This window comes from Flavisolibacter nicotianae (assembly GCF_003628535.1).
GTDB classification, from domain to species: domain Bacteria; phylum Bacteroidota; class Bacteroidia; order Chitinophagales; family Chitinophagaceae; genus Flavisolibacter; species Flavisolibacter nicotianae.
The window spans coordinates 729,959-749,086 of record NZ_RBCI01000001.1; the positions used below are offsets into that span (position 1 = coordinate 729,959).

16 protein-coding genes are annotated in these 19,128 nt (G+C 51.0%); 7 read left to right on the plus strand and 9 right to left on the minus strand.

Translation table 11 applies throughout. The features are described from left to right. The first annotated feature begins 187 nt into the window (after window positions 1-187). On the plus strand, window positions 188-1,498 hold the full coding sequence (gene murA, locus D6024_RS03145; RefSeq protein WP_121352866.1) for a UDP-N-acetylglucosamine 1-carboxyvinyltransferase: 1,311 nt from the start codon (window positions 188-190) through the stop codon (window positions 1,496-1,498). A gap of 229 nt (window positions 1,499-1,727) precedes the next feature. Here murA and D6024_RS03150 read toward each other — a convergent pair whose 3' ends face one another. Next, a complete protein-coding gene (locus tag D6024_RS03150) occupies window positions 1,728-3,443 on the minus strand; it encodes an ArnT family glycosyltransferase (RefSeq protein ID WP_121352868.1) in 1,716 nt (571 codons plus the stop codon). Between the two features lie 87 nt (window positions 3,444-3,530). Here D6024_RS03150 and D6024_RS03155 point away from each other — a divergent pair, with 87 nt between their 5' ends. Beyond that, window positions 3,531-4,244, plus strand: a complete 714-nt coding sequence (locus D6024_RS03155) for a DUF1003 domain-containing protein (protein ID WP_121352870.1) — start codon at window positions 3,531-3,533, stop codon at window positions 4,242-4,244. A gap of 137 nt (window positions 4,245-4,381) precedes the next feature. Here D6024_RS03155 and D6024_RS03160 read toward each other — a convergent pair whose 3' ends face one another. Then, complete coding sequence (locus D6024_RS03160; protein WP_205573213.1) at window positions 4,382-4,969, minus strand: nitroreductase family protein; 588 nt, start codon at window positions 4,967-4,969, stop codon at window positions 4,382-4,384. A 193-nt stretch (window positions 4,970-5,162) separates the two neighbouring features. Here D6024_RS03160 and D6024_RS03165 point away from each other — a divergent pair, with 193 nt between their 5' ends. Then, entirely contained in the window at window positions 5,163-7,634 is a 2,472-nt protein-coding gene (locus D6024_RS03165) for a TonB-dependent receptor domain-containing protein (RefSeq protein WP_121352874.1), read from the plus strand. Between the two features lie 66 nt (window positions 7,635-7,700). Here D6024_RS03165 and D6024_RS03170 read toward each other — a convergent pair whose 3' ends face one another. Further along, window positions 7,701-8,597, minus strand: a complete 897-nt coding sequence (locus tag D6024_RS03170) for a helix-turn-helix domain-containing protein (protein ID WP_121352876.1) — start codon at window positions 8,595-8,597, stop codon at window positions 7,701-7,703. Between the two features lie 93 nt (window positions 8,598-8,690). Here D6024_RS03170 and murI point away from each other — a divergent pair, with 93 nt between their 5' ends. Beyond that, the gene (murI, locus tag D6024_RS03175; RefSeq protein ID WP_240409924.1) at window positions 8,691-9,527 is read left to right on the plus strand and encodes a glutamate racemase; all 837 of its coding nucleotides are present in this window, start codon (window positions 8,691-8,693) and stop codon (window positions 9,525-9,527) included. Window positions 9,528-9,563: 36 nt separating this feature from the next. Next, window positions 9,564-10,487: a DUF3078 domain-containing protein gene (locus tag D6024_RS03180; protein ID WP_121352879.1), complete on the plus strand. Its 924-nt coding sequence runs from the start codon at window positions 9,564-9,566 to the stop codon at window positions 10,485-10,487. 167 nt (window positions 10,488-10,654) lie between these two features. Here the strand turns inward: D6024_RS03180 and D6024_RS03185 are convergent, their stop codons facing one another. The 6 genes from D6024_RS03185 to dnaN form a co-directional block, all read right to left on the minus strand. Continuing rightward, entirely contained in the window at window positions 10,655-11,179 is a 525-nt protein-coding gene (locus tag D6024_RS03185; protein WP_121352881.1) for an O-acetyl-ADP-ribose deacetylase, read from the minus strand. A 39-nt stretch (window positions 11,180-11,218) separates the two neighbouring features. Further along, entirely contained in the window at window positions 11,219-12,781 is a 1,563-nt protein-coding gene (locus D6024_RS03190) for a helicase HerA-like domain-containing protein (RefSeq protein ID WP_121352883.1), read from the minus strand. Window positions 12,782-12,957: 176 nt separating this feature from the next. After that, window positions 12,958-13,227, minus strand: a complete 270-nt coding sequence (locus D6024_RS03195) for a GIY-YIG nuclease family protein (protein ID WP_121352885.1) — start codon at window positions 13,225-13,227, stop codon at window positions 12,958-12,960. A gap of 98 nt (window positions 13,228-13,325) precedes the next feature. Then, the gene (kdsB, locus tag D6024_RS03200; protein ID WP_121352887.1) at window positions 13,326-14,042 is read right to left on the minus strand and encodes a 3-deoxy-manno-octulosonate cytidylyltransferase; all 717 of its coding nucleotides are present in this window, start codon (window positions 14,040-14,042) and stop codon (window positions 13,326-13,328) included. Window positions 14,043-14,115: 73 nt separating this feature from the next. Beyond that, complete coding sequence (locus D6024_RS03205) at window positions 14,116-14,940, minus strand: sterol desaturase family protein (protein WP_121352889.1); 825 nt, start codon at window positions 14,938-14,940, stop codon at window positions 14,116-14,118. Between the two features lie 279 nt (window positions 14,941-15,219). Next, window positions 15,220-16,335, minus strand: coding sequence for a DNA polymerase III subunit beta (gene dnaN / locus D6024_RS03210; RefSeq protein ID WP_121353478.1), 1,116 nt, complete (start codon window positions 16,333-16,335; stop codon window positions 15,220-15,222). 316 nt (window positions 16,336-16,651) lie between these two features. On the opposite strand from dnaN, the gene D6024_RS03215 reads away from it, so the two are divergent. Then, the gene (locus D6024_RS03215; protein WP_121352891.1) at window positions 16,652-17,983 is read left to right on the plus strand and encodes a type III secretion system chaperone family protein; all 1,332 of its coding nucleotides are present in this window, start codon (window positions 16,652-16,654) and stop codon (window positions 17,981-17,983) included. Continuing rightward, window positions 17,980-19,080: a trypsin-like peptidase domain-containing protein gene (locus tag D6024_RS03220; protein ID WP_121352893.1), complete on the plus strand. Its 1,101-nt coding sequence runs from the start codon at window positions 17,980-17,982 to the stop codon at window positions 19,078-19,080. Before D6024_RS03215 ends, D6024_RS03220 begins: the two co-directional genes overlap by 4 nt. Window positions 19,081-19,128 lie beyond the last annotated feature (48 nt).

A 19,128-nucleotide genomic window follows, 5' to 3' on the forward strand; every position in this document is an offset into this window, starting at 1 on the left:
GGAGGAAGAAACTTTTTTTCTAGCGAACAGTTCTATTGCATAAGGTTGAAAGCAGACAAGCTAGTTAGAACCCTACATAAATTAAATTTTTAACCTTAAAACATTCTGTCGCTTTGTTCTTTTGGACAGTTGGAGAAAGAGCAGCGTGACAGATCTACGTCGCCCCTTTAGGGGGACAGGGGGAATTATGACAGGAGCAGCATTTGAAGTTATCGGCGGAAAAAAATTGAAAGGCGAGATCATCCCGCAGGGCGCCAAGAACGAAGCCCTGCAGATTATCAGTGCAATTTTGCTGACCGATGAAAAAGTAACCATCACCAACATCCCGGACATTCTCGACGTCAACAACCTGATCGAACTGCTCAGGGCCATGAATGTAAAAGTGTACCGGCCCGACCGCCACACCTGCACCTTCCAGGCTGATGATGTGGACCTGAACATCCTGCGCAGTCCCGAGTTCAAAAGCAAGAGCGGCATGCTGCGCGGCTCGGTGATGCTGGCCGGTCCCATGCTGGGGCGTTATAAAAAAGCCTTTATTCCCAAACCCGGCGGCGACAAGATCGGCCGGCGCCGGCTGGACACCCACCTGTTGGGCTTTCAAAAGCTGGGAGCGGAGTTCATCTATTACCCGGATGATGCGTTTTTTTACTTCTCCACCGACGGATTGAAAGGAACCTATATTTTGCTGGACGAACCCTCCGTGACCGGAACGGCCAACATCGTCATGGCGGCCGTGCTGGCAAAAGGCGAAACGGCCATCTACAACGCGGCCTGCGAGCCCTACATCCAGCAACTTTGCCGCATGCTCAACCGGATGGGTGCGGATATCAGCGGCATTGGCAGCAACCTGCTGGTGATCTCCGGCGTGGAAAAGCTGCACGGCACTACGCACCGCATCCTGCCCGACATGATCGAGATCGGCTCCTTCATCGGCCTGGCCGCCATGACGCAAAGCGACATCACCATCAAGGATTGCAGCGTGGAATACCTGGGCGTCATCCCCGAAAAGTTCCGCCAGCTGGGCATTCAAATGAACATTGTCGGCGACGACATTCATATACCCGAACAGGATATTTACCAGGTGCAAACCTACATGGATGGTGGTGTGCTGACAATTTACGATCATCCGTGGCCGGGGTTTACACCGGACCTGTTAAGCATCGTGCTGGTAGTAGCCACGCAGGCAAGAGGCTCGCTGCTGGTGCACCAGAAAATGTTCGAAAGCCGCCTGTTCTTCGTGGACAAGCTCATTGACATGGGAGCGCAAATTATTCTTTGCGATCCGCACCGGGCCGCCGTGATCGGGTTGGAACGGAAGTACAAGCTGCGGGGCATCACCATGAGTTCTCCGGACATTCGCGCCGGCGTGGCGCTGTTGATCGCGGCCTTAAGCGCCGAGGGAAAAAGCGTCATCCAGAACATCGACCAGATCGACAGGGGCTACCAGTATATCGATACACGCTTGCAGGGCCTGGGAGCAGAGATCCGACGGGTGTAATGTGGTAACATAGCCAAAGAAATTTGCCGAACAACTTCAGCGAAAATTTGACGCTCTGCAACGGTAGCCAGATACAGGAAACAACTCTGCTTCCATCAAAGGCTTAAAAAGCATTCTGATGGGAAGAAGAAACCGGATTTACTACTAGGTGGCAAACAAGAAAATCATCGTGTTGAATATTTACGACACAAGGATCAACTCTTTGCGAAACAAGTTGAAATAAAAATTGCTATCTGTATTGAATGACAAAAGGTGCCGACAAAATCGCATCAGGCAACAAACCGGTTCGAATCCCAAAATAAATCTGGTACTCACCTTTTGGCAACTCTTTCAGGGGAATGTCTAGTTCTTTTTGCCTGCTGCCCTTCGCAGGAATTGGATCAGTGCCCGAAACCACCGCCACAGCATCGGCCCTGATCACACGATTATCTTTTTCGATGGAACAAATGATGGATGTCGTTTCACTGCCGTTGGCAAAATTCACGGGCCACCTTCGCTCATTTTCGATTTCCAGTACAACATGCAGGGCCGTATCGGCCCGACGAACGACCGGCAAGACTGGCTTTAGGGTAATCCCCGTGTAAAACGATTGAAAGGAAGAAATGGTGGTATAAAAGAACGTTTGACCAATGGCTGTTTTCCATTCCGTGCTTCCGGCAAACGGGTACTTCGTCACCAGCAACACGTCTTTCCCCTGCAGGCTGTCTTCGTAGCCCCACAATTCGTACTGCGATTTTTTTGCGGGACGGTTGTACAGGGTCACTCCCTGCTTGCCCGAATAAAACGAATAGAGCGACGATTCCCGCAGGTTGTTGGGCATGAACACCGGCTTGTTGCCGGCTACGATTGAAAGCTCTTTTGCCCAGGCTTTTCGTCCATGGTATACATCTTCACCCACATGCATTCCCGGAATAAGCGGAATCATTAACAGCAACCGGGCAAGAAAAAACAACACAACAAACGGCAGGATGAGCCAGCGAAACAACGTTGTTTTCTCCGGCCGGTTGTAATAGTCCACCGCGAAATAGAGCAGCGGGAAAAGCGCAATCGACGTCCAGTGAAAATGAACAAAGGTTTTGAAGGAACTCACCAAAAAAAAGAGCAACGTGCCAATGATGATGAATCTGAGTGTTCGCTCAAAGACATCTTTTGCCCTGCAAACAAAGGGGAGAAAGATCAGTCCCGGGCCGATGGCAACGATTTGCTGCGAAACGTATTCGCCAACATGCCGGAACGACCATTGACTTGTGCGGCCGCTCAAGTGGTATTTCAACGTGGGAAACGCATGCTGGTATTGCCACCACAAATGCGGTAGAAACAGCACGGCGGCCACCAAAAGCGAGAGGTAAAAATAGCCCTGCTTCAACAGCCTGGGATTGGCCATTACCGTGAACAGCAGCACCAGTGAACCGTGATACTTGGCATAGGCCATCAGGGCCAGTGAAACGCCAAGCAGCAGGGAGGTAGCAAGATTTTTCTCTTTTACAAACTGTTTGTACACTACCAAAAAAAGCAGGCTGAAAGTCAGCAGCGGACCATCGGGAAAAACCAAGAACGTGAGGTAGTGCAGCAAGGGCGCTGACAGCATCACCAGGTAGGTGCGGTTGGTGTGTTTGATCCTTTCCGGCAGCAAGGAAAAGAAAAGCGCCAGCGCTGCCGTGCTCAAAAGCACGTTGAAAAAACGTACCCCCAGTTCGCCCGGGAACAGAAAGCTTCCCAACCGGATCATCACCGCCACCAGGGGCGGGTGATCGTAATAGCCCCACTGCAGGTGCTGTGCGTAAAACCAGTAATAGCCTTCGTCGCTGGTCAGTTCCATAAAGGCAACCTGCAGAAGGTTCAGTACAAGCCAAAAGAGAAGGAAAAAAACAACCGGTCTTCCGCCTGCCTTTTCACCAATGCGCTGCGACCACGTTTTTGCGGGAAGGGATACCGTCTGGGACATGAAAGGGAATGCTGCTTTTTCGGGCTAAATATAAACAATGCAAAAGGACGGGGATTTCTTTCTATCTTTCTGTACCAGCTTTTTGTCATGAAAACCGTTTACTGCGACATCACCAAACAGGAAGTTCCTGCCACAGAGGCTTACCGCGGCGGCGAGATCAGAACCGCCTTGCTGAAGCTGATACAGAAGGACCACCCGGACTTCACAGCCGATAAGTTTATTTCGTTTGACAAGCTGAACGAATACCGCAAGGACTACATTGCAAAGCTGATCGAGCAGGAGGTGGGTGAGATCAGCCAGCTGGAAGAAGAAGTGATCCATGCCATACAGAGCAACAAGCTCCTGTCGGAAAATATTGAAGAGGACATCAACGAGCCGCTCACCTTTGGGCAACGGCTGGCCGACATGATCGCCTCGTTTGGCGGCAGCTGGACCTTTATCATTATTTTCTTCTGCTTTATTGCTTTCTGGATGCTGGTGAACATGTGGATACTGGCACACCGGTCGTTTGACCCCTTCCCGTTTATTTTGCTGAACCTGATCCTGTCCTGCCTCGCTGCCATCCAGGCACCCATCATCATGATGAGCCAGAACCGGCAGGAAGACAAGGACCGCCGCCGCAGTGAGCACGATTACAAAGTGAACCTGAAGGCCGAGATCGAGATCCGTCTGCTGCACGAAAAACTGGATCACCTGATGGTGCACCAAAACCAGCGCCTGCTCGAGATCCAGCAACTGCAATCGGATTTCCTGGCCGATATCTTACACGAAGTCAAAGGCGTCAATGGCAAGGGAACATAAGTTCACGGGTTCACGGGTTCACGGGTTTACAAGTTGGCGGAATACCTTCACTCCAGTTTGTTAGAGAATTGCAGCTCACCATTCCTTGTCCGGCAAACCGCTGAGCCCTCATCCATTCATCATTGACCATTCAGCATTCACGACTTCACCCACTCCACTTTTTCGTCCAGCGGCTTGCGCTTGCTGTCGGGAGAAGGAACGGCCACATGCGCCAGGTAAAAAAAGCCAAGCAGCTTGTCGTCTTCACCCAGGCCAAAAAATTCTTTGGCACTGGCTTTATACGTTACACCACCCGTTGTCCAGTAGCCGCCAAGGCCATAGGCCGCGGTGGTGAGATACATGTTTTGCACCGCACAGGAAACGGCGGCAATTTCTTCCTGCTCGGGGAATTTTTTATTGGGATCACGCTTCAGGCAGATGGCGATCACATGCGAGGCCTTCAGCGGGTTGGCCAACAGGTTTTGATACGTGGCTTCCTTGAAATTGGCAGCGGATTCTTTCTTGTATAATTCAGCTTGAAACGTGGCCAGCTTCTGCAGTCCTTCGCCGCTGAACACCACAAACTTCCAGGGTTCTGTTTGCCCGTGGTTGGGCGCCCAAGTTGCATTCTCCAGGATTTGCCGGACAATGGCTTCGTCCACGGTTTTTCCTTCGGCGTATTGCTTGGGAAAAACGGAGCGGCGGTGGCGGATCAACCGGTTGATTTCTTCTACATTGTATTCCATGCTTCTCATTTAAGTGGCCGCAAAATTCAGGCTTTGCGGGGATTTGGCTGAAAAAGTTTTGGTGTAAAAAAACGACACGATCTTTTTCGTAATACATTTTCTTTCGTCCGTCTATCGCAGTATACGGCAGTTAACAGAGTTTCCCTTCTTTTCCCTGAAATGAAGGTGCTTCTTTACAGCAAAATCAAAGAAGATGAAGAAAATTTTTACGTGTGTTCTTGCCGGTATGCTCACCGCCGCTGCCTTTGCGCAGGCAGGAAAAGGCAAGGCAACCGTAACGGTGCTGAACGGGCAAAACGCACCGGTGGAAGGCGCAACGGTTGAACTGTTGCGCAGCAAAGACTCCGCGTTGGTCAAGTCCGCCATTTCCGATAAAGCCGGTGCAGCCGAGATAGACGGCATCACGCCGTCGGGCTATATGGTCCGGATTTCAGTGGTTGGCTACACGCCGTCATACAGCAAGACCTTTGACGTGAAGGAAGGTGAAACAGTATCGGTTCCCTCCATTGCCATGAAGGAAAAAGCAGAGAACCAGCTACAGGGTGTGACGGTGAGTGCACGGAAGCCTTTTATTCAACGGCTGAACGACCGGCTGGTGGTGAACGTGGAAAACAGCGTGGTCAATGCCGGCAGTGCCGCCATTGACGTGCTGGAGCGTTCTCCCGGTATCACCCTCGACCAGAACGACAACATCATTCTTCGCGGCAAGCAGGGCGTCATCGTCATGATCGACGGCCGTCCTTCGCCCATGACCGGCGCGGACCTGGCAAATTACCTGCGGGGACTGCCGGTGAATGCCATCGAACGCATCGAAATCATTACCAACCCGTCAAGCAAATACGACGCGGCGGGCAACTCGGGCATCATCGACATCCGGTTGAAAAAAGACCAGCGTCTTGGCAGCAATGGTACGCTGACCGCAGGCTACAGCCAGGGTGTGTATCCCAAATGGAATGCCGGCAGCACGTTTAACTACCGCAACAAGGGCGTGAACGTTTTCGGCAATTACAACTACGCCTACAGGGAAATGCTCAATCACCTGCTCATCAACCGTAACTTTTACACGAATGGCGTGTTCAAAGGATCGGACGACAAGGACAACTTCATGTTCATGAATCTCAAATCGCACACGGCCCGTTTGGGCGCCGATTTCTTCCCGTCGAAAAATACGATCGTTGGAGTTGTGGTGAACGGAAACTTCAATGGATTCAATCGCAGGGCCGATATCAATACCGTGGTGAACGACCTGTCGTTCCAACCCGATTTCCGGTTCAATTCGATCAGCACAAACAAGGATCATTTCGACAATGTCTTTGCCAATATCAACCTGAAGCAAAAACTCGACAGCAACGGCAAGGAACTGACAGCCGATGTGGATTATGGCGTGTTCAAAAACGGTTCGCTGACCCGCACGTCCTCGCTGTTTTATAACCTCAATGGCAGCAAGCGCAAAGAAGACGATATTCTCGATGGCGACCAGGCCGGGAAACTGACCTTGAAAACAGCAAAAGTGGATTTGACTAATCCGCTGAAGAATGGCGCCAAGCTGGAAGCCGGCGTAAAAACAAGTTATGTTTCTTCCGACAACGACGCGAAGTTCTATAATGTAACGCCTTCGGAGATCACCGTGGATGCGACCAAGACCAACCGTTTTTATTACGAGGAATACAACAATGCTGCCTACACCAATTTCAGCAAGGAGTATAAAAAATTCAACCTGCAACTGGGCTTACGGGGCGAACTGACCAACCTGCGCACCCGCCAGGTAAAAGGCGACAGGCAATACAGCAAGGATTATTTCCAGCTGTTCCCAAGCGCCTTCTTCAACTACAAGCTGAAGCCCGAGCAAACGCTTGGTGTTTCCGTGAGCCGCCGCATCGACCGCCCGGGTTATTCGGAGCTCAATCCGTTCCTGTTCCAGGTGGATGCCACGATCTATTCGACCGGCAACCCGCTGCTGAAGCCGCAAATGACCTGGTCGTACGAATTGAACTATACGCTCAAGAACCTCAACTTCACATTTGCCTACAGCCACACCACGGATCCGCAGAACGGCGTGCTGGCCAAAATTCTGGATGTCATTCCAACCTTCGAAATCAAACCGGGACAGGACTCCAACATTACCGTGCAAATCCCGGTCAACCTTGAATCGTCCGATTACCTGGGCTTTACCGCATCCGCTCCTGTCCGCATCAACAAGTGGTGGAGCATGATGAACAACTTCAACCTGTTTTACAACAAATTCAACGGCAACCTAAGTGGCGCCCAGTTGAATGATGGGAAACCGGCAGCCAACATCCGCACCAACAACACATTTACGTTTAAAAAGGGCTGGACGGCCGAACTGAATGCCAACCTGAATACCGGCGGCCGCTATGGCTACATGGTGTTTCAACCGCAATGGGGCCTGGGTACCGGCGTGCAAAAAACACTGCTCGACGGCAAGGGTACTCTGCGCTTCAACATCACCGATATTTTCTGGACCAGCCTTCCCAAAGCCCGGGTGGAATACAAAGGAAGCTACGTGGAGAACTGGCATGCTTACCGCGACTCCCGGGTGGCCAGCCTGACCTTTACCTATCGCTTTGGCAACAGCAAGGTGCAGGCAGCCCGCAGAAGAACAACGGCGTCGGAAGAAGAGCGGCAACGGGCAGGGGGAAACTGAGTACGTGAGACGTCAAACGTGAGAGGTCAAACCAAAGAGACTGACGTATCGGCGTTCATGCCTGTTTCACGTCTCACGTCTCACGTTTGACATCAACGCCAGGTGTGGCTGTATAATGTCGATCGTGTGCTTGCAAAGAAATTCTTTCAGGTGTTTGTGAAAATGGCTGTAGTCGTAGTAGCCAAACTGGCTGAAGTGAAAGTCGCCGGGAGCAGTGGTTAGTTTTTCAACGGCCCTGCGAATGCGAAGAATTTGCAGGGCCCGTTTGGTGGTGATGCTGGTGGTGGCTTCAAAATAACGCTGCAGGGTACGGGTACTGATGGCATACCGGCTGGCCAGTTCTTCAACCGAAAGTTCAAAGGAATTTTTTGCAGAACAATCCTGCAGAATTTGCGTTACAATGTCGACAGGTGTCAACGAGCCGGCGTGTTGCTGAATGATCTCATCATAATAAGCTGTCAGGATTTGCACCCGCTGTTCGAAGGTTGAGGCGCCTTTGATTTTTTCCACCACGGCCCTGTCGATGAGGTAGGCCAGCGGAAAAATGTATTCGCGGTACTCCGAAAAATTGACTTTTTTCTGGAAGATGACCGGCGAAACATTGAACTTGATGCCGAAGATTTTATTTCCAGCCGAATGGTGGCAGATCATGTTTTTGTGCCGCGGCAAAAAGCCATCTCCTTTGAGTTCGAACTTCTCCTCTTCCAGTTGCATCACGAAGGGTGTGCCAAGATTGATCAGGTAGGTGTAGCCAATATTGGGAAACAGCGCATCTGAAAACCCTTCCGGATATTGTTTGAACAAGTCGTCGAAGTCCGTTTCCCAGAAAAAGTCGATGAACTGCGAAAGCGATTTTTTGGCCTTTACGCGGTGATAACGGAATGCGAAATGATCTCTATGGAAAAACTCGACGTGCTGCACGGTTTTAAAGGTAGGGCAAATCAGTTCACAAGGAAAGTTCACGGGTTGGTTGTTCGATGTTGTAATATTTCGCTAATCGGAAAAATTTTCGTTTTGCCGACATCCCGCCTTGTGAACTCGTGAACTTGCGAACTCGTGAACTACTTTTGCGCCATGTCTCCCATCGGTGTTTTCGATTCTGGTTATGGCGGCCTGACCGTGCTGCGGGAAATTGTAAAAAGTTTACCGCAGTACGATTATCTCTATCTCGGCGACAATGCCCGTGCGCCCTACGGTACCCGCAGCTTTGAAACCGTTTACCGCTACACCCTGCAATGCGTGGAATGGCTGCTGAAGCAAAACTGTCCCCTCATCATCCTTGCCTGCAACACGGCGTCGGCCAAAGCCCTTCGCAGCATACAGCAAAATGACCTGCAGCGATTGCATCCCACCGCCCGTGTGCTGGGCGTGCTTCGTCCCACCACGGAGATCATTGGCAAACATTCCGCCACGCATCACATCGGCATTTTGGCAACGAACGGCACGGTGCAATCCCGCTCGTATGAAATCGAGATTGAAAAGTTTTTCCCCGACGTAACGCTCGAACAGGAAGCCTGCCCCATGTGGGTGCCGCTGGTGGAGAACAACGAGCACCTGTCGGCAGGCGCCGACTATTTTGTGCAGAAGCATATCAACAACATCCTGGGCAAGGACAAAAACATCGATACTCTTCTTCTTGCCTGCACGCATTATCCTTTACTCAAGGAGAAAATTGAAAAGTATCTACCGCAACATGTCAAACTGCTTTCGCAGGGAGAGATCGTGGCGCACAGCCTGCAGGACTACCTGCAGCGTCACCCGGAGATTGAAACAAAAATTTCAAAGGACAGTCGCCGTATTTTTTTCACCACTGATTCAGCAGCGGATTTTACCGCCAAAGCCTCCCTGTTTTTTGGCGAAAGCATCGAGGGGAAACATGTTGATTTGTACTAATTTGTATGGTATTACGAACGGCATCAACCCCTGTTTATGAAAAAAGCGATTTTTCTTGCCTGCCTGAGTTGCTTGTTCCTCGTTTGTTCTGCACAAGACGAAACGGTTAAAAAATTAAAGGACGAAGCGGGCAAAACCATCAAAAAAGGCGAAGCCGACACGATCGCATGGCGCAGGGGCGGCCTTTACAACCTGAACCTGGCGCAGGGCTCTCTCAGCAACTGGGCGGCCGGCGGCGATGATTTTTCGCTCTCGCTAACGTCTTACCTTAACCTGTTTTCGTTTTACAAAAAAGATAAACACAGTTGGGACAACACGCTTGACTTCAACTTCGGTTATATCCGGACCACAAGCCTTGGCAGCCGTAAAAATGACGACCGGCTGGACCTGCTTTCCAAGTATGGGTATGCGCTTGACTCGACGTGGAACCTGGCGCTGCTGGCCAACTTCCGTTCGCAACTCGCCAAAGGGTACACCTATCCCGATAACGTCAAAACCTTTTCATCGGCCTTTCTTTCGCCGGCCTATCTCCTGGCCAGTCTTGGTTTTGATTACAAACCCGGGCCGAACTTCTCGTTCTTCATTTCACCCGCCACCATTCGTTGGGTGATCGTTAAAGACGACACGCTTTCTGCAAAAGGCCTGTACGGTGTGGAACCGGGAAAACACAGCAAGTCGGAATTTGGGGCCTTTGCCAGCGCCAACTATATCAAGACCTTCAATAAAAGTCTGCAATACCGCGGACGGCTTGACCTGTTCTCCAACTACCGGCACAACCCGCAGAACATCGATCTGTTTATGACCAATGTTTTTTCGGTGTCTGTCTCGAAAGTGCTTACGGCCAGTTGGAACCTTGATTTCATTTATGACGATGATGCACGGCTTTTTGGAAAGAACGGGAAATCGCCGGCGCTGCAGGTAAAATCATTGGTAGGACTAGGATTGCAAATGAAATTCTAACGGCCTTTTATCCGCAAAACAAGAAAGGAGCACCACATTTATACCGCTTGCACTTCGGGGCTTGCAACTAAGAAAGCAGGATATTGGGATATTTAGATATTGGATATTTTCTGCTATTACTATCACACTTTCCCGCTATCGAACTGGCATTAGCGGACGACCAACTATTACCAGCTGTTCACCTTATCCAACTCTCGTTGGATAAGGTGAAAATTCTCTTCATCAAAACAAGCAAAGATCACTTTCTCTATTTCGTTTGTGTTCCGCAAAAAAGCAGCCACGGTTTTCACTGCAATAACGGCGGCTTCGTCTTTGGGAAACCGGTAAACGCCAGTGCTGATATTGGGAAACGCAACGGTTTTGCACTTGTTTTCGACAGCCAGTTGCAGTGAATGAGTGTAGCAGTTGGCAAGCAGCTCGCTTTCTTTTGGCTTGCCGTTCCAGACCGGACCTACGGTGTGAATGACAAATTTTGCAGGCAGGTTGCCCCCGGTGGTGATTACGGCTTCACCGGTTTTACAGCCGCCTTGCCGGGCCACGATCTGTTTGCATTCTTCCAGGATCGCCGGGCCGCCGGCACGGTGGATGGCCCCGTCCACACCGCCGCCGCCCATCAGGGATGAATTGGCAGCGTTGACAATGGCATCCACGGCAAGTTTGGTAATGTCGGCTTTAACGACTTCCAGTTTCATGAAAAAAATTTTTAGGCAGGGTAGCAACGACCCCTGTCTTTAAAACAAACTTCCCCTTCTCCGGCGGGTGCTTCCGCCCAGGCCCAATACACCAAGCAGGGAGCGGGTCAGCATGGTTGCGGCCGTACGGCCGGCTGAACGTACGATGGGATTGTCCATCCAGCTTTCTTCCTTGGCAGCCCTGCCTTTTGGTGCAGCTTTTTGCGCCTGCGCTTCTTCGGCTGCTTCCGCAGACTGCTGCTGCGCCACCGCCAGTTTCTGGTTCAGGATCTCGTATGCACTTTCGCTGTCCACGTCTTTGTTGTATTTCGCCGCAAGCCTGGAAGAAACCACCAGGTTGTTTACTTCGGCATCCGTCAGCACGTCCATGCGGCTGGTAGGTGGTTTCATCATCACATGCACCAGCGGTGTAGGAATTCCCTTTTCATTGAGCAGGGTGACGAGGGCCTCACCAATCCCCAATTGTGTAATCAGGTCTTCGGTTTTGTAGTAGTCGGTTTCGGGATAGTTCTCGGCGGCCTGCTTGATGGCTTTTCGATCCACGGCCGTAAAGGCCCGAAGGGCGTGCTGCACCTTCATTCCCAATTGTCCCAACACCGATTGCGGAATGTCCATGGGGTTTTGCGTGGAAAAGAAGATGCCGATCCCTTTGGAGCGAATGAGCTTGATGACTGTTTCGATCTGTTCGAGCAGCATTTCAGAGGCTTCGTTGAAAATGAGGTGGGCTTCATCGATAAAGATCACCAGCTTGGGTTTATCGAGGTCGCCTTCTTCCGGTGCGGTGGCATACAATTCGGCCAGCAGTTGCAGCATGAAGGTGGAGAACATCTTGGGGCGATCCTGCAATTCTGTAACCCGCAGGATGGAAATCACGCCGCGGCCGTCGTCGGCAATGCGCATCAGGTCATCCACCTCGAAGCTTTTTTCACCAAAGAAATCATCGGCACCCTGCTGCTGCAGCTCGATCACCTTGCGCAGGATGGTGCCGGTAGAGGTCGTGGAAATTTTCCCGTAGTCTTTTTCAATGTCGGCCTTGCCTTCGTTGGTAATGTATTGCAGCACCTTGGTAAAATCTTTCAGATCCAAAAGCGGGAGCTGTTTGTCGTCGCAGTATTTGAAGATCATGGCCACGAGGCCGCCCTGCGTATCGTTGAGGCCCAGGATTTTGGAAAGCAACACCGGGCCGAATTCGCTCACGGTAGCCCGCAACCGTACACCGGGTTTATTTTTGCTGAGTGTCAGCAACTCCACCGGGTAGGCCCCGGGTTTGTAGTCGATGCCAATGAGGGTGGACCGTTCCTGTATTTTATCGTTGGGAGTGCCCGCTGCGGCAATGCCACTCAGGTCGCCTTTGATGTCGAGCAGCAGCACCGGCACACTGGCGCTGCTCAGGCTTTCGCTGATCATTTGCAGCGACTTGGTTTTACCCGTGCCGGTAGCACCGGCAATCAGCCCGTGACGGTTCATGGTTTTCAGAGGCAGGTAGACATCGGCACCATCCACCACTTCGCCGTTGAACATGGCTCTTCCAATGCGGACGGATTCGCCTTTGAACGTGTAACCGTCTTTGACACTTTGCAGGAATTGTTCTTTTGTTGCCATAGAAAAAAGATGTTAAGTATGAATATAAGGTGAGAACGAGGTTGTTTAAAAAATTTGTTTGGCTTTGCAGCGCTGTCACCCTGAGCTTGCCGAAGGGTTGGTGGGTGGCCTTTCCTCCTCAGCAGCTTTTGTGTTTTGCAGGGTATGCTTTTCAGCAGTACACTTTGCCAATTCCTTCAGCAATCATGATCTTGCACAAACAATTCTTCCTTCTTCGCGCTTGACCATCCTTTCAGTTGCTTTTCTCTTTGAATAGCCTGCATGATTTCGGCGTACTGCTCAAAATATTTCAAAACGACGGGTCTTCGTTTAAAGGTAAAGCAGGTCAAATTCACCCCCTCATTGTGCTCCTGCAAACGTCGCTTAAGATCATTAGTTACTCCTGTGTAGTAGAAACCATCGCGACACTGCACAACATAGAGAAAGTCGTTATGAGCTATTTTCATATTCGAGGTTTCAAATGATAAACCCACATCGCATTACCCTTCGGCAAGCTCAGGGTGACAGCGCTGCAGAAATTCATTCCTGCATCTGTTTGCAGGCATCACAACAGTTGCTCGGCCCGCTGCAGGTCTTCCGGCGTATCGATCTCCACCCCCATAAAATCCGTCACCACCATGCGCAGGGGAATACCGTTTTCGAGGTAGCGAAGACACTCCACTTTTTCGGCGTCTTCCAGCGGAGAAACTGGCCAGGTCGTGAAATCGATCAGGGCCTGCTTGCGAAAGGCATACACGCCAATGTGTTCATAATAGATGATGGCGATATTTTTGTTTCGCGGATAAGGAATCACGCTGCGGCTGAAGAAAAGTGCATTCATTTTTTTATCCACGCACACCTTGACATAATTGGGATCGGCAATCAGCGCTTCATCGTCCAGTACCTGCATTAAAGATCCGACCTGCACCGAGTCGTCTTCAAATTGCCGCAGGAGTTTTTGCAGCGGCTCTTTTTTCACAAACGGTGTATCGCCCTGCACATTCACGATCACATCCGCTTCCAGGTGCTGCGCTGCTTCGGCAATGCGGTCGGTGCCGCTTTCGTGGTTGCCGGTAGTCATCACTGCTTTGCCGCCGTGTGCGGTGATTTCCTGGAAAATAATATCGCTGTCCGTTGCGACGATCACTTCAGCAAACAGGCCAGTGGCAACGGTGGCGTCGTAAGTATGGCGAATGACTGTTTTGCCTTTCAGTTCGGCCATTAACTTTCCGCGAAAACGGGTGGCCGCGTAGCGGGCCGGGATGAGCGCAATGCTTTTCATGAGAGCAAAAGTAGGGTGTGAGTCATGAATCGTTCGGACCAGGTCGGGCGTTTAATGTCTCACCAGTCACCGTTCACGATTTCATTCTCCCGAAGGGCTTTTTCAACAGGAGCAAAAAGTTCTCGTCGTGCTCATTGGGATAGTGACGGTCGAGGCCATATTTCAGTTGCGATGGCTCGAGCTCACGAAAGGTGCCAAACAGCCGGTCCCAAATGGAAAGCACCGCGCCGTAATTGCTGTCGGTGTAGGGCTGCACCCAGTGGTGATGCACCTTGTGCATATTGGGTGAAACAAAAAACCAGGAGAGGGCTTTGTCGAGCTTTCGTGGCAGGCTGATGTTGGCATGCGTAAACGCGGTGAAGAAAACCAGGATGGTCTGGTAGATCATGAGCGCATAAACCGGTGCACCGGCTACGATTGTTGCAAGCAGGAAAAACACGCCGCGGATCATGCTTTCTACGGGGTGATGACGCAGGCCCGTTGTGGCATCCACATTGTTATCGGCGTGGTGAACGGTATGAAAACGCCAGAGTACAAAGGTTTGGTGCAAGACGAAGTGGGCCATCCACCCGATAAAAAGATCGTACACAAAAAACGAAATAACGAGGGTGCCCCACACACCCGCCCCGGCCCAGTGCACGAGCCCGAATTGCTGCCGCTGGCACCAGTCGGCCAGCAGCACAATGACGATGGCAATGCCGGTTTGAATAACAAGGTGCATAACCGTAAAGGCAAAGTTTACCGCCGCATGCCGGGTCTTGTTCTTTTTGTATTGCTGTTCCAGCAGGGGAATGGCGCTTTCCATCATCCAAAAAAACAGCAGGCCGCCCACCAGGATCAGGAGCCGCTGCACGGGGTGCTGTTCAAGCGTTTTGAAATAGGAGAGAATGTTTTCCATATAGCAAAATGTGGGTATGTGAATATAAGGAAATAACAGCACCTCACCCCGGCCCTCTCCGCAAGGAGAGGGAGTCCTCGTGCACAAAGGCCGGCTTCGGAAAGATGCTTTTTCCTATCGGGGACTTCAACTGAAATGTTGGCGACAAAAAGGGACGCCATCCCTTCGAGGATGGCGTCCTTCAAAAAAGCCGCGAGCAGAATGCTGGCGGCTTTGAACTATCGTGTAAAAGCAAGGGTCTGTGCAGATGCCACTTCCCCCTTGGGGGATCGAGGGGATTTACTGGTTCAGCATCAGCGGCATCACCAGCATCAGCAGTTCCTCGTTCTCGTCTTTTTCGGTAGGTTTTATCAACCCTGCCTTCGTGGGTGTGCTCAGTTCCATGCGCACGTCGTCGCTGTCGGCGGCGTTGAGCATTTCAATCAGGAAGCGGGCATTGAAGGCAATGGTGATGTCTTCGCCATCGTACTGGCACTTCATGCGTTCGTTTCCTTCAAAGGAAAAGTCCACGTCCTGCGCCGCCAGTTGCAGTTCGCTACCGTTGATCTGCAGGGCCACCTGGTTGGTGCTTTTATTACTGAAGATACTTACCCGGCGAAGGGCACTTTGAAACTCACTTTTGCCAACAACCATTTTGTACGGATTGTCCGCGGGGATCACCACTTTGTAATCCGGGAAGCGGGCATCGATCAGGCGACAACTCATCTGCGTGGTGCCATGCTTCACAAAAAGATGGTTGCTGTTGTAGCTGACGGTGATTTCGTCTTCATTCAGCGGCAGGGCAGACTTCAACAGGTTCAGCGGTTTTTTCGGTACGATGAACGAGTCGTTCTTCGGGCAGCTTACATCGGTTCGCTTGTAGCGTACCAGCCGATGTGCATCGGTCGCTACAAACTGGATATAGTCTTTATTCAGCTCGAAGAACACGCCGGTCATTGCCGGGCGAAGATCATCGTTGCTCACGGCAAACAGGGTCTTGTTGATGGCTGTTACCAGGGCCGATGCGGTCATGGTAAAGTTTGTTGTATCGTCGGCAGCAGGCTCTTTGGGAAAATTGTCGGGATTTTCGCCCATCACTTTGTACTTACCATTATCGCTGGTGATCTCGATGGCAAAATTTTTATCGATGTTGAACGACAACGGCTGATCGGGAATGTTTTTCAGCGAGTCCATCAGGATTTTGGCCGGGATACAAACCTTGCCGGCCTCCTTTGCTTCCACATCGAGCTGGATGCGCATAACGGTCTCCAGGTCGGTTGCCACCACACTCAGCTTGCCCTTGTCAATTTCAAATAAAAAATCTTCGAGGATCGGCAGGACAGTGTTGGCGTTGATGACGCCGGCGATATGTTGCAGTTGTTTAAGTAATTGGGTAGAGGAAACAATAAATTTCATGAACATCCGGTTTCAATGGTGGCGAAACTAAGGAATTTTGGGGCAAAGTTCTTTCTTGTTTATCAACCTTTATCCCTCCCTACCTTTCGGGCGGAAACAAGCAGTATGCGGCCCGTATTTTGAAGTAATGGATTGCTTTTTGCGACGGAAGAGCGGTTGAGAGTTGGCAGATTATACGTGGCTGTTGGTGCTGCAAAACCCAACCCTTACGGACGAACGCTTGCTTTTGTTGGAACTGTTTGCAAGAGGGCTGCCAATGGAAAGCTGCTGACTGCCAATTTTCAATCGAAAAAGATCGTTTGCGTTAAACTTATCTATGCTGGAAAAACTGTTTAGCTGGTCGAAAAAAAAGGAAGAGGAAGGTATTGCGCAGGACGAGCCTGCCATCCGGTTTGGCCGATATTCGGACAACAATAAATCCGTGGCAAAAGTGGACCGCTGGAACGAAGCCGAAAGCCTGTTCAAGGAAAAAAAATACACCGAGAGCATCCTGGCTTTTTTTGATTACCTCCGCGACGAAGACGAGGACAATGTGAAAGTGGTGCCGGAAGGACCGCAACACAAGTTCCTTCTTTACCAGGGCTCCAAAATCATCCGCGGCTATTTCAACAGCGAGAAGATGGAAGCCGAAGTGATGCTGGCACAAATGCCGCAGCCAAGCGTGCCGGTGATGCGCCGCTTGCTCGAAATGAACTTCAACCTTTACTACACCCGCTATGCACTGTACCAGGACAAGATCTACATGTTCTTCGACAGCGACATTGAAACCGCCAACCCCAGCAAATTGTATTATGGGCTGAAAGAACTCGCCACCAAAGCCGACAAGCAGGACGACCTGCTGGTGCAGGATTTTACCACGCTGGTGCCAATCGACACAGCGCACGTCATTGCCATACCCGAAGAAGAAAAAGAAACCAAGTTCCGTTTTTTTAAAAAATGGATTGCAGAAACGCTGGAGCTGGTTAGTACGATCGACAGCGACAAATACTCCGGGGGGATTGCGTACATACTGCTGGCACTTGCGTACCGCATCGATTACCTCATTTTGCCGGAAGGCCGGTTGCTGACGGAGCTGGAAAAAATCGTGGAAGTGTATTTCCGCAAAGACAACCGGCCTGTCACCGAAAAAAACCAGGAGATGATCGACTGCTTTCAAAAACTGGCGGCCAAAGAACCGGTGACGTTTTTTCCCTATCTCTTCCGGTCGAAGTTCACGTTCTCGATCGTCACGCCGCAGAACTATAAAACCGCTGCCGATGCGATCTACAATGCCAACCAGAACATTGCCTGGTACAAAGAGCACAAGATGCCCAAAGTGGCAGCCCAGATCAGCGAGTACGGTTTTTCGTACTGCCAGTATTCCTATAGTTTGCCGCGGCCTGTCAGCGACCTGTTTCATCTTTTTATGATGATCAACTACGCCGATTATTTTAAAGCACTGGGCCTGAAGGAAGGCTACTACGATACGGAAAAAGGCGTGTACAACCAGGAAAAAATCGCGGCCGCCGTCGCGTCAATCGTTGAGAAATGGAAAGAGAAATATCCCGAGCTGAAGTTTGATACGGCGAAACTGAAATACGACAACCCGGTCGCCTTCAACCAAACCTTTACCACCGAAGTGGAATATCTAAATTTAGAAACACGGTGAACACACAGCAGATCATAGAATTATACAGGCCCGCCATCATCCAGATCGCCACGCAAACGAGCACGGGTACGGGCTTTTATGTAAAGGAGTTCGACCTGATTGTGACCAATGAGCACGTCGTGGGAAAGAACGCGGAGGTTACCATTGCGGGCCGTCTCTTTGAACGGCGGCTGGGACGGGTGTGGTATACCGACAAAAAGCACGACCTGGCATTTTTGCAACCGCCGGCTGATGTGGCCATGCCGGAAGTAAAACTGGGCGACTACGAAGACACTAAAGACGGCGATGTTGTGGTGGCGATCGGCCATCCGTTTGGACTGAACTATACGGCCACGCAGGGGGTGATCTCGAAAGTGGACCGCATTCGCGAAGGCGTAAAGTATATCCAGATCGATGCGGCCATCAACCCCGGTAACAGCGGTGGCCCGCTGGTTAATAAAAAAGGAGAGATTATCGGCATCAACTCCTTTATTATCCGCGGCGGCGACAACCTTGGCTTTGCCCTGCCGGTGAGTTACCTGCGTGAAGCCCTGGCGCTGTACGCACCGCACAAAGGCGAGGCTTCCACCCGCTGCCACAGTTGCAACAACCTGGTACTGGCGTCGACCATCGAAGCCACCAAGTATTGTCCTTACTGCGGCACGGAAGTAAAGCTGCCACAGCCGCCCGAAAAAGAAAGTAAACCGGTTGGCGTTGCCAAAACCATCGAAGACATTTTGGGCGACCTGGGGAAAGATGTGAAGCTGGCCCGCGACGGTGCCAACAACTGGACCGTAAAGGAAGGGGGCGCCAAGATCAAGATCAATTACAATCCCGAAAACTATTTTGTGGCCGGCGATGCCTACCTCTGCCAGTTGCCAACCGATACCACGAAGATCAAGCCCCTGTACCAGTTCCTGCTGCAGGAAAACTTTACACTGGACGGGCTCGTGCTGAGTTGCGTCAAGCAAAACATTGTTCTTTCCTGCATCATGTACGACCTGGACATGACCAAGGAAAACGGCATCGACATGTTTCGCGACCTTTTTCAGAAAGCCGATTTTTACGACACCCTGCTGGAGAAAGATTATGGCTGCCAGGAACTGCTGGAGGAATAGTTCGCGGGTTCACAAGTTTCGTATAACAACTGGTGAACGACTACACGT

What these genes read in the sequence shown, in the direction of transcription:
- dnaN (WP_121353478.1), bottom strand. Translation starts at nt 16,335, where the DNA reads ATGAAATTTATTGTTTCCTCTACCCAATTACTTAAACAACTGCAACAT.
- D6024_RS03195 (WP_121352885.1), bottom strand. Translation starts at nt 13,227, where the DNA reads ATGAAAATAGCTCATAACGACTTTCTCTATGTTGTGCAGTGTCGCGAT.
- D6024_RS03180 (WP_121352879.1), top strand. Translation starts at nt 9,564, where the DNA reads ATGAAAAAAGCGATTTTTCTTGCCTGCCTGAGTTGCTTGTTCCTCGTT.
- D6024_RS03190 (WP_121352883.1), bottom strand. Translation starts at nt 12,781, where the DNA reads ATGGCAACAAAAGAACAATTCCTGCAAAGTGTCAAAGACGGTTACACG.
- D6024_RS03150 (WP_121352868.1), bottom strand. Translation starts at nt 3,443, where the DNA reads ATGTCCCAGACGGTATCCCTTCCCGCAAAAACGTGGTCGCAGCGCATT.
- D6024_RS03165 (WP_121352874.1), top strand. Translation starts at nt 5,163, where the DNA reads ATGAAGAAAATTTTTACGTGTGTTCTTGCCGGTATGCTCACCGCCGCT.
- murA (WP_121352866.1), top strand. Translation starts at nt 188, where the DNA reads ATGACAGGAGCAGCATTTGAAGTTATCGGCGGAAAAAAATTGAAAGGC.
- D6024_RS03160 (WP_205573213.1), bottom strand. Translation starts at nt 4,969, where the DNA reads ATGGAATACAATGTAGAAGAAATCAACCGGTTGATCCGCCACCGCCGC.
- kdsB (WP_121352887.1), bottom strand. Translation starts at nt 14,042, where the DNA reads ATGAAAAGCATTGCGCTCATCCCGGCCCGCTACGCGGCCACCCGTTTT.
- D6024_RS03205 (WP_121352889.1), bottom strand. Translation starts at nt 14,940, where the DNA reads ATGGAAAACATTCTCTCCTATTTCAAAACGCTTGAACAGCACCCCGTG.
- D6024_RS03155 (WP_121352870.1), top strand. Translation starts at nt 3,531, where the DNA reads ATGAAAACCGTTTACTGCGACATCACCAAACAGGAAGTTCCTGCCACA.
- D6024_RS03215 (WP_121352891.1), top strand. Translation starts at nt 16,652, where the DNA reads ATGCTGGAAAAACTGTTTAGCTGGTCGAAAAAAAAGGAAGAGGAAGGT.
- D6024_RS03185 (WP_121352881.1), bottom strand. Translation starts at nt 11,179, where the DNA reads ATGAAACTGGAAGTCGTTAAAGCCGACATTACCAAACTTGCCGTGGAT.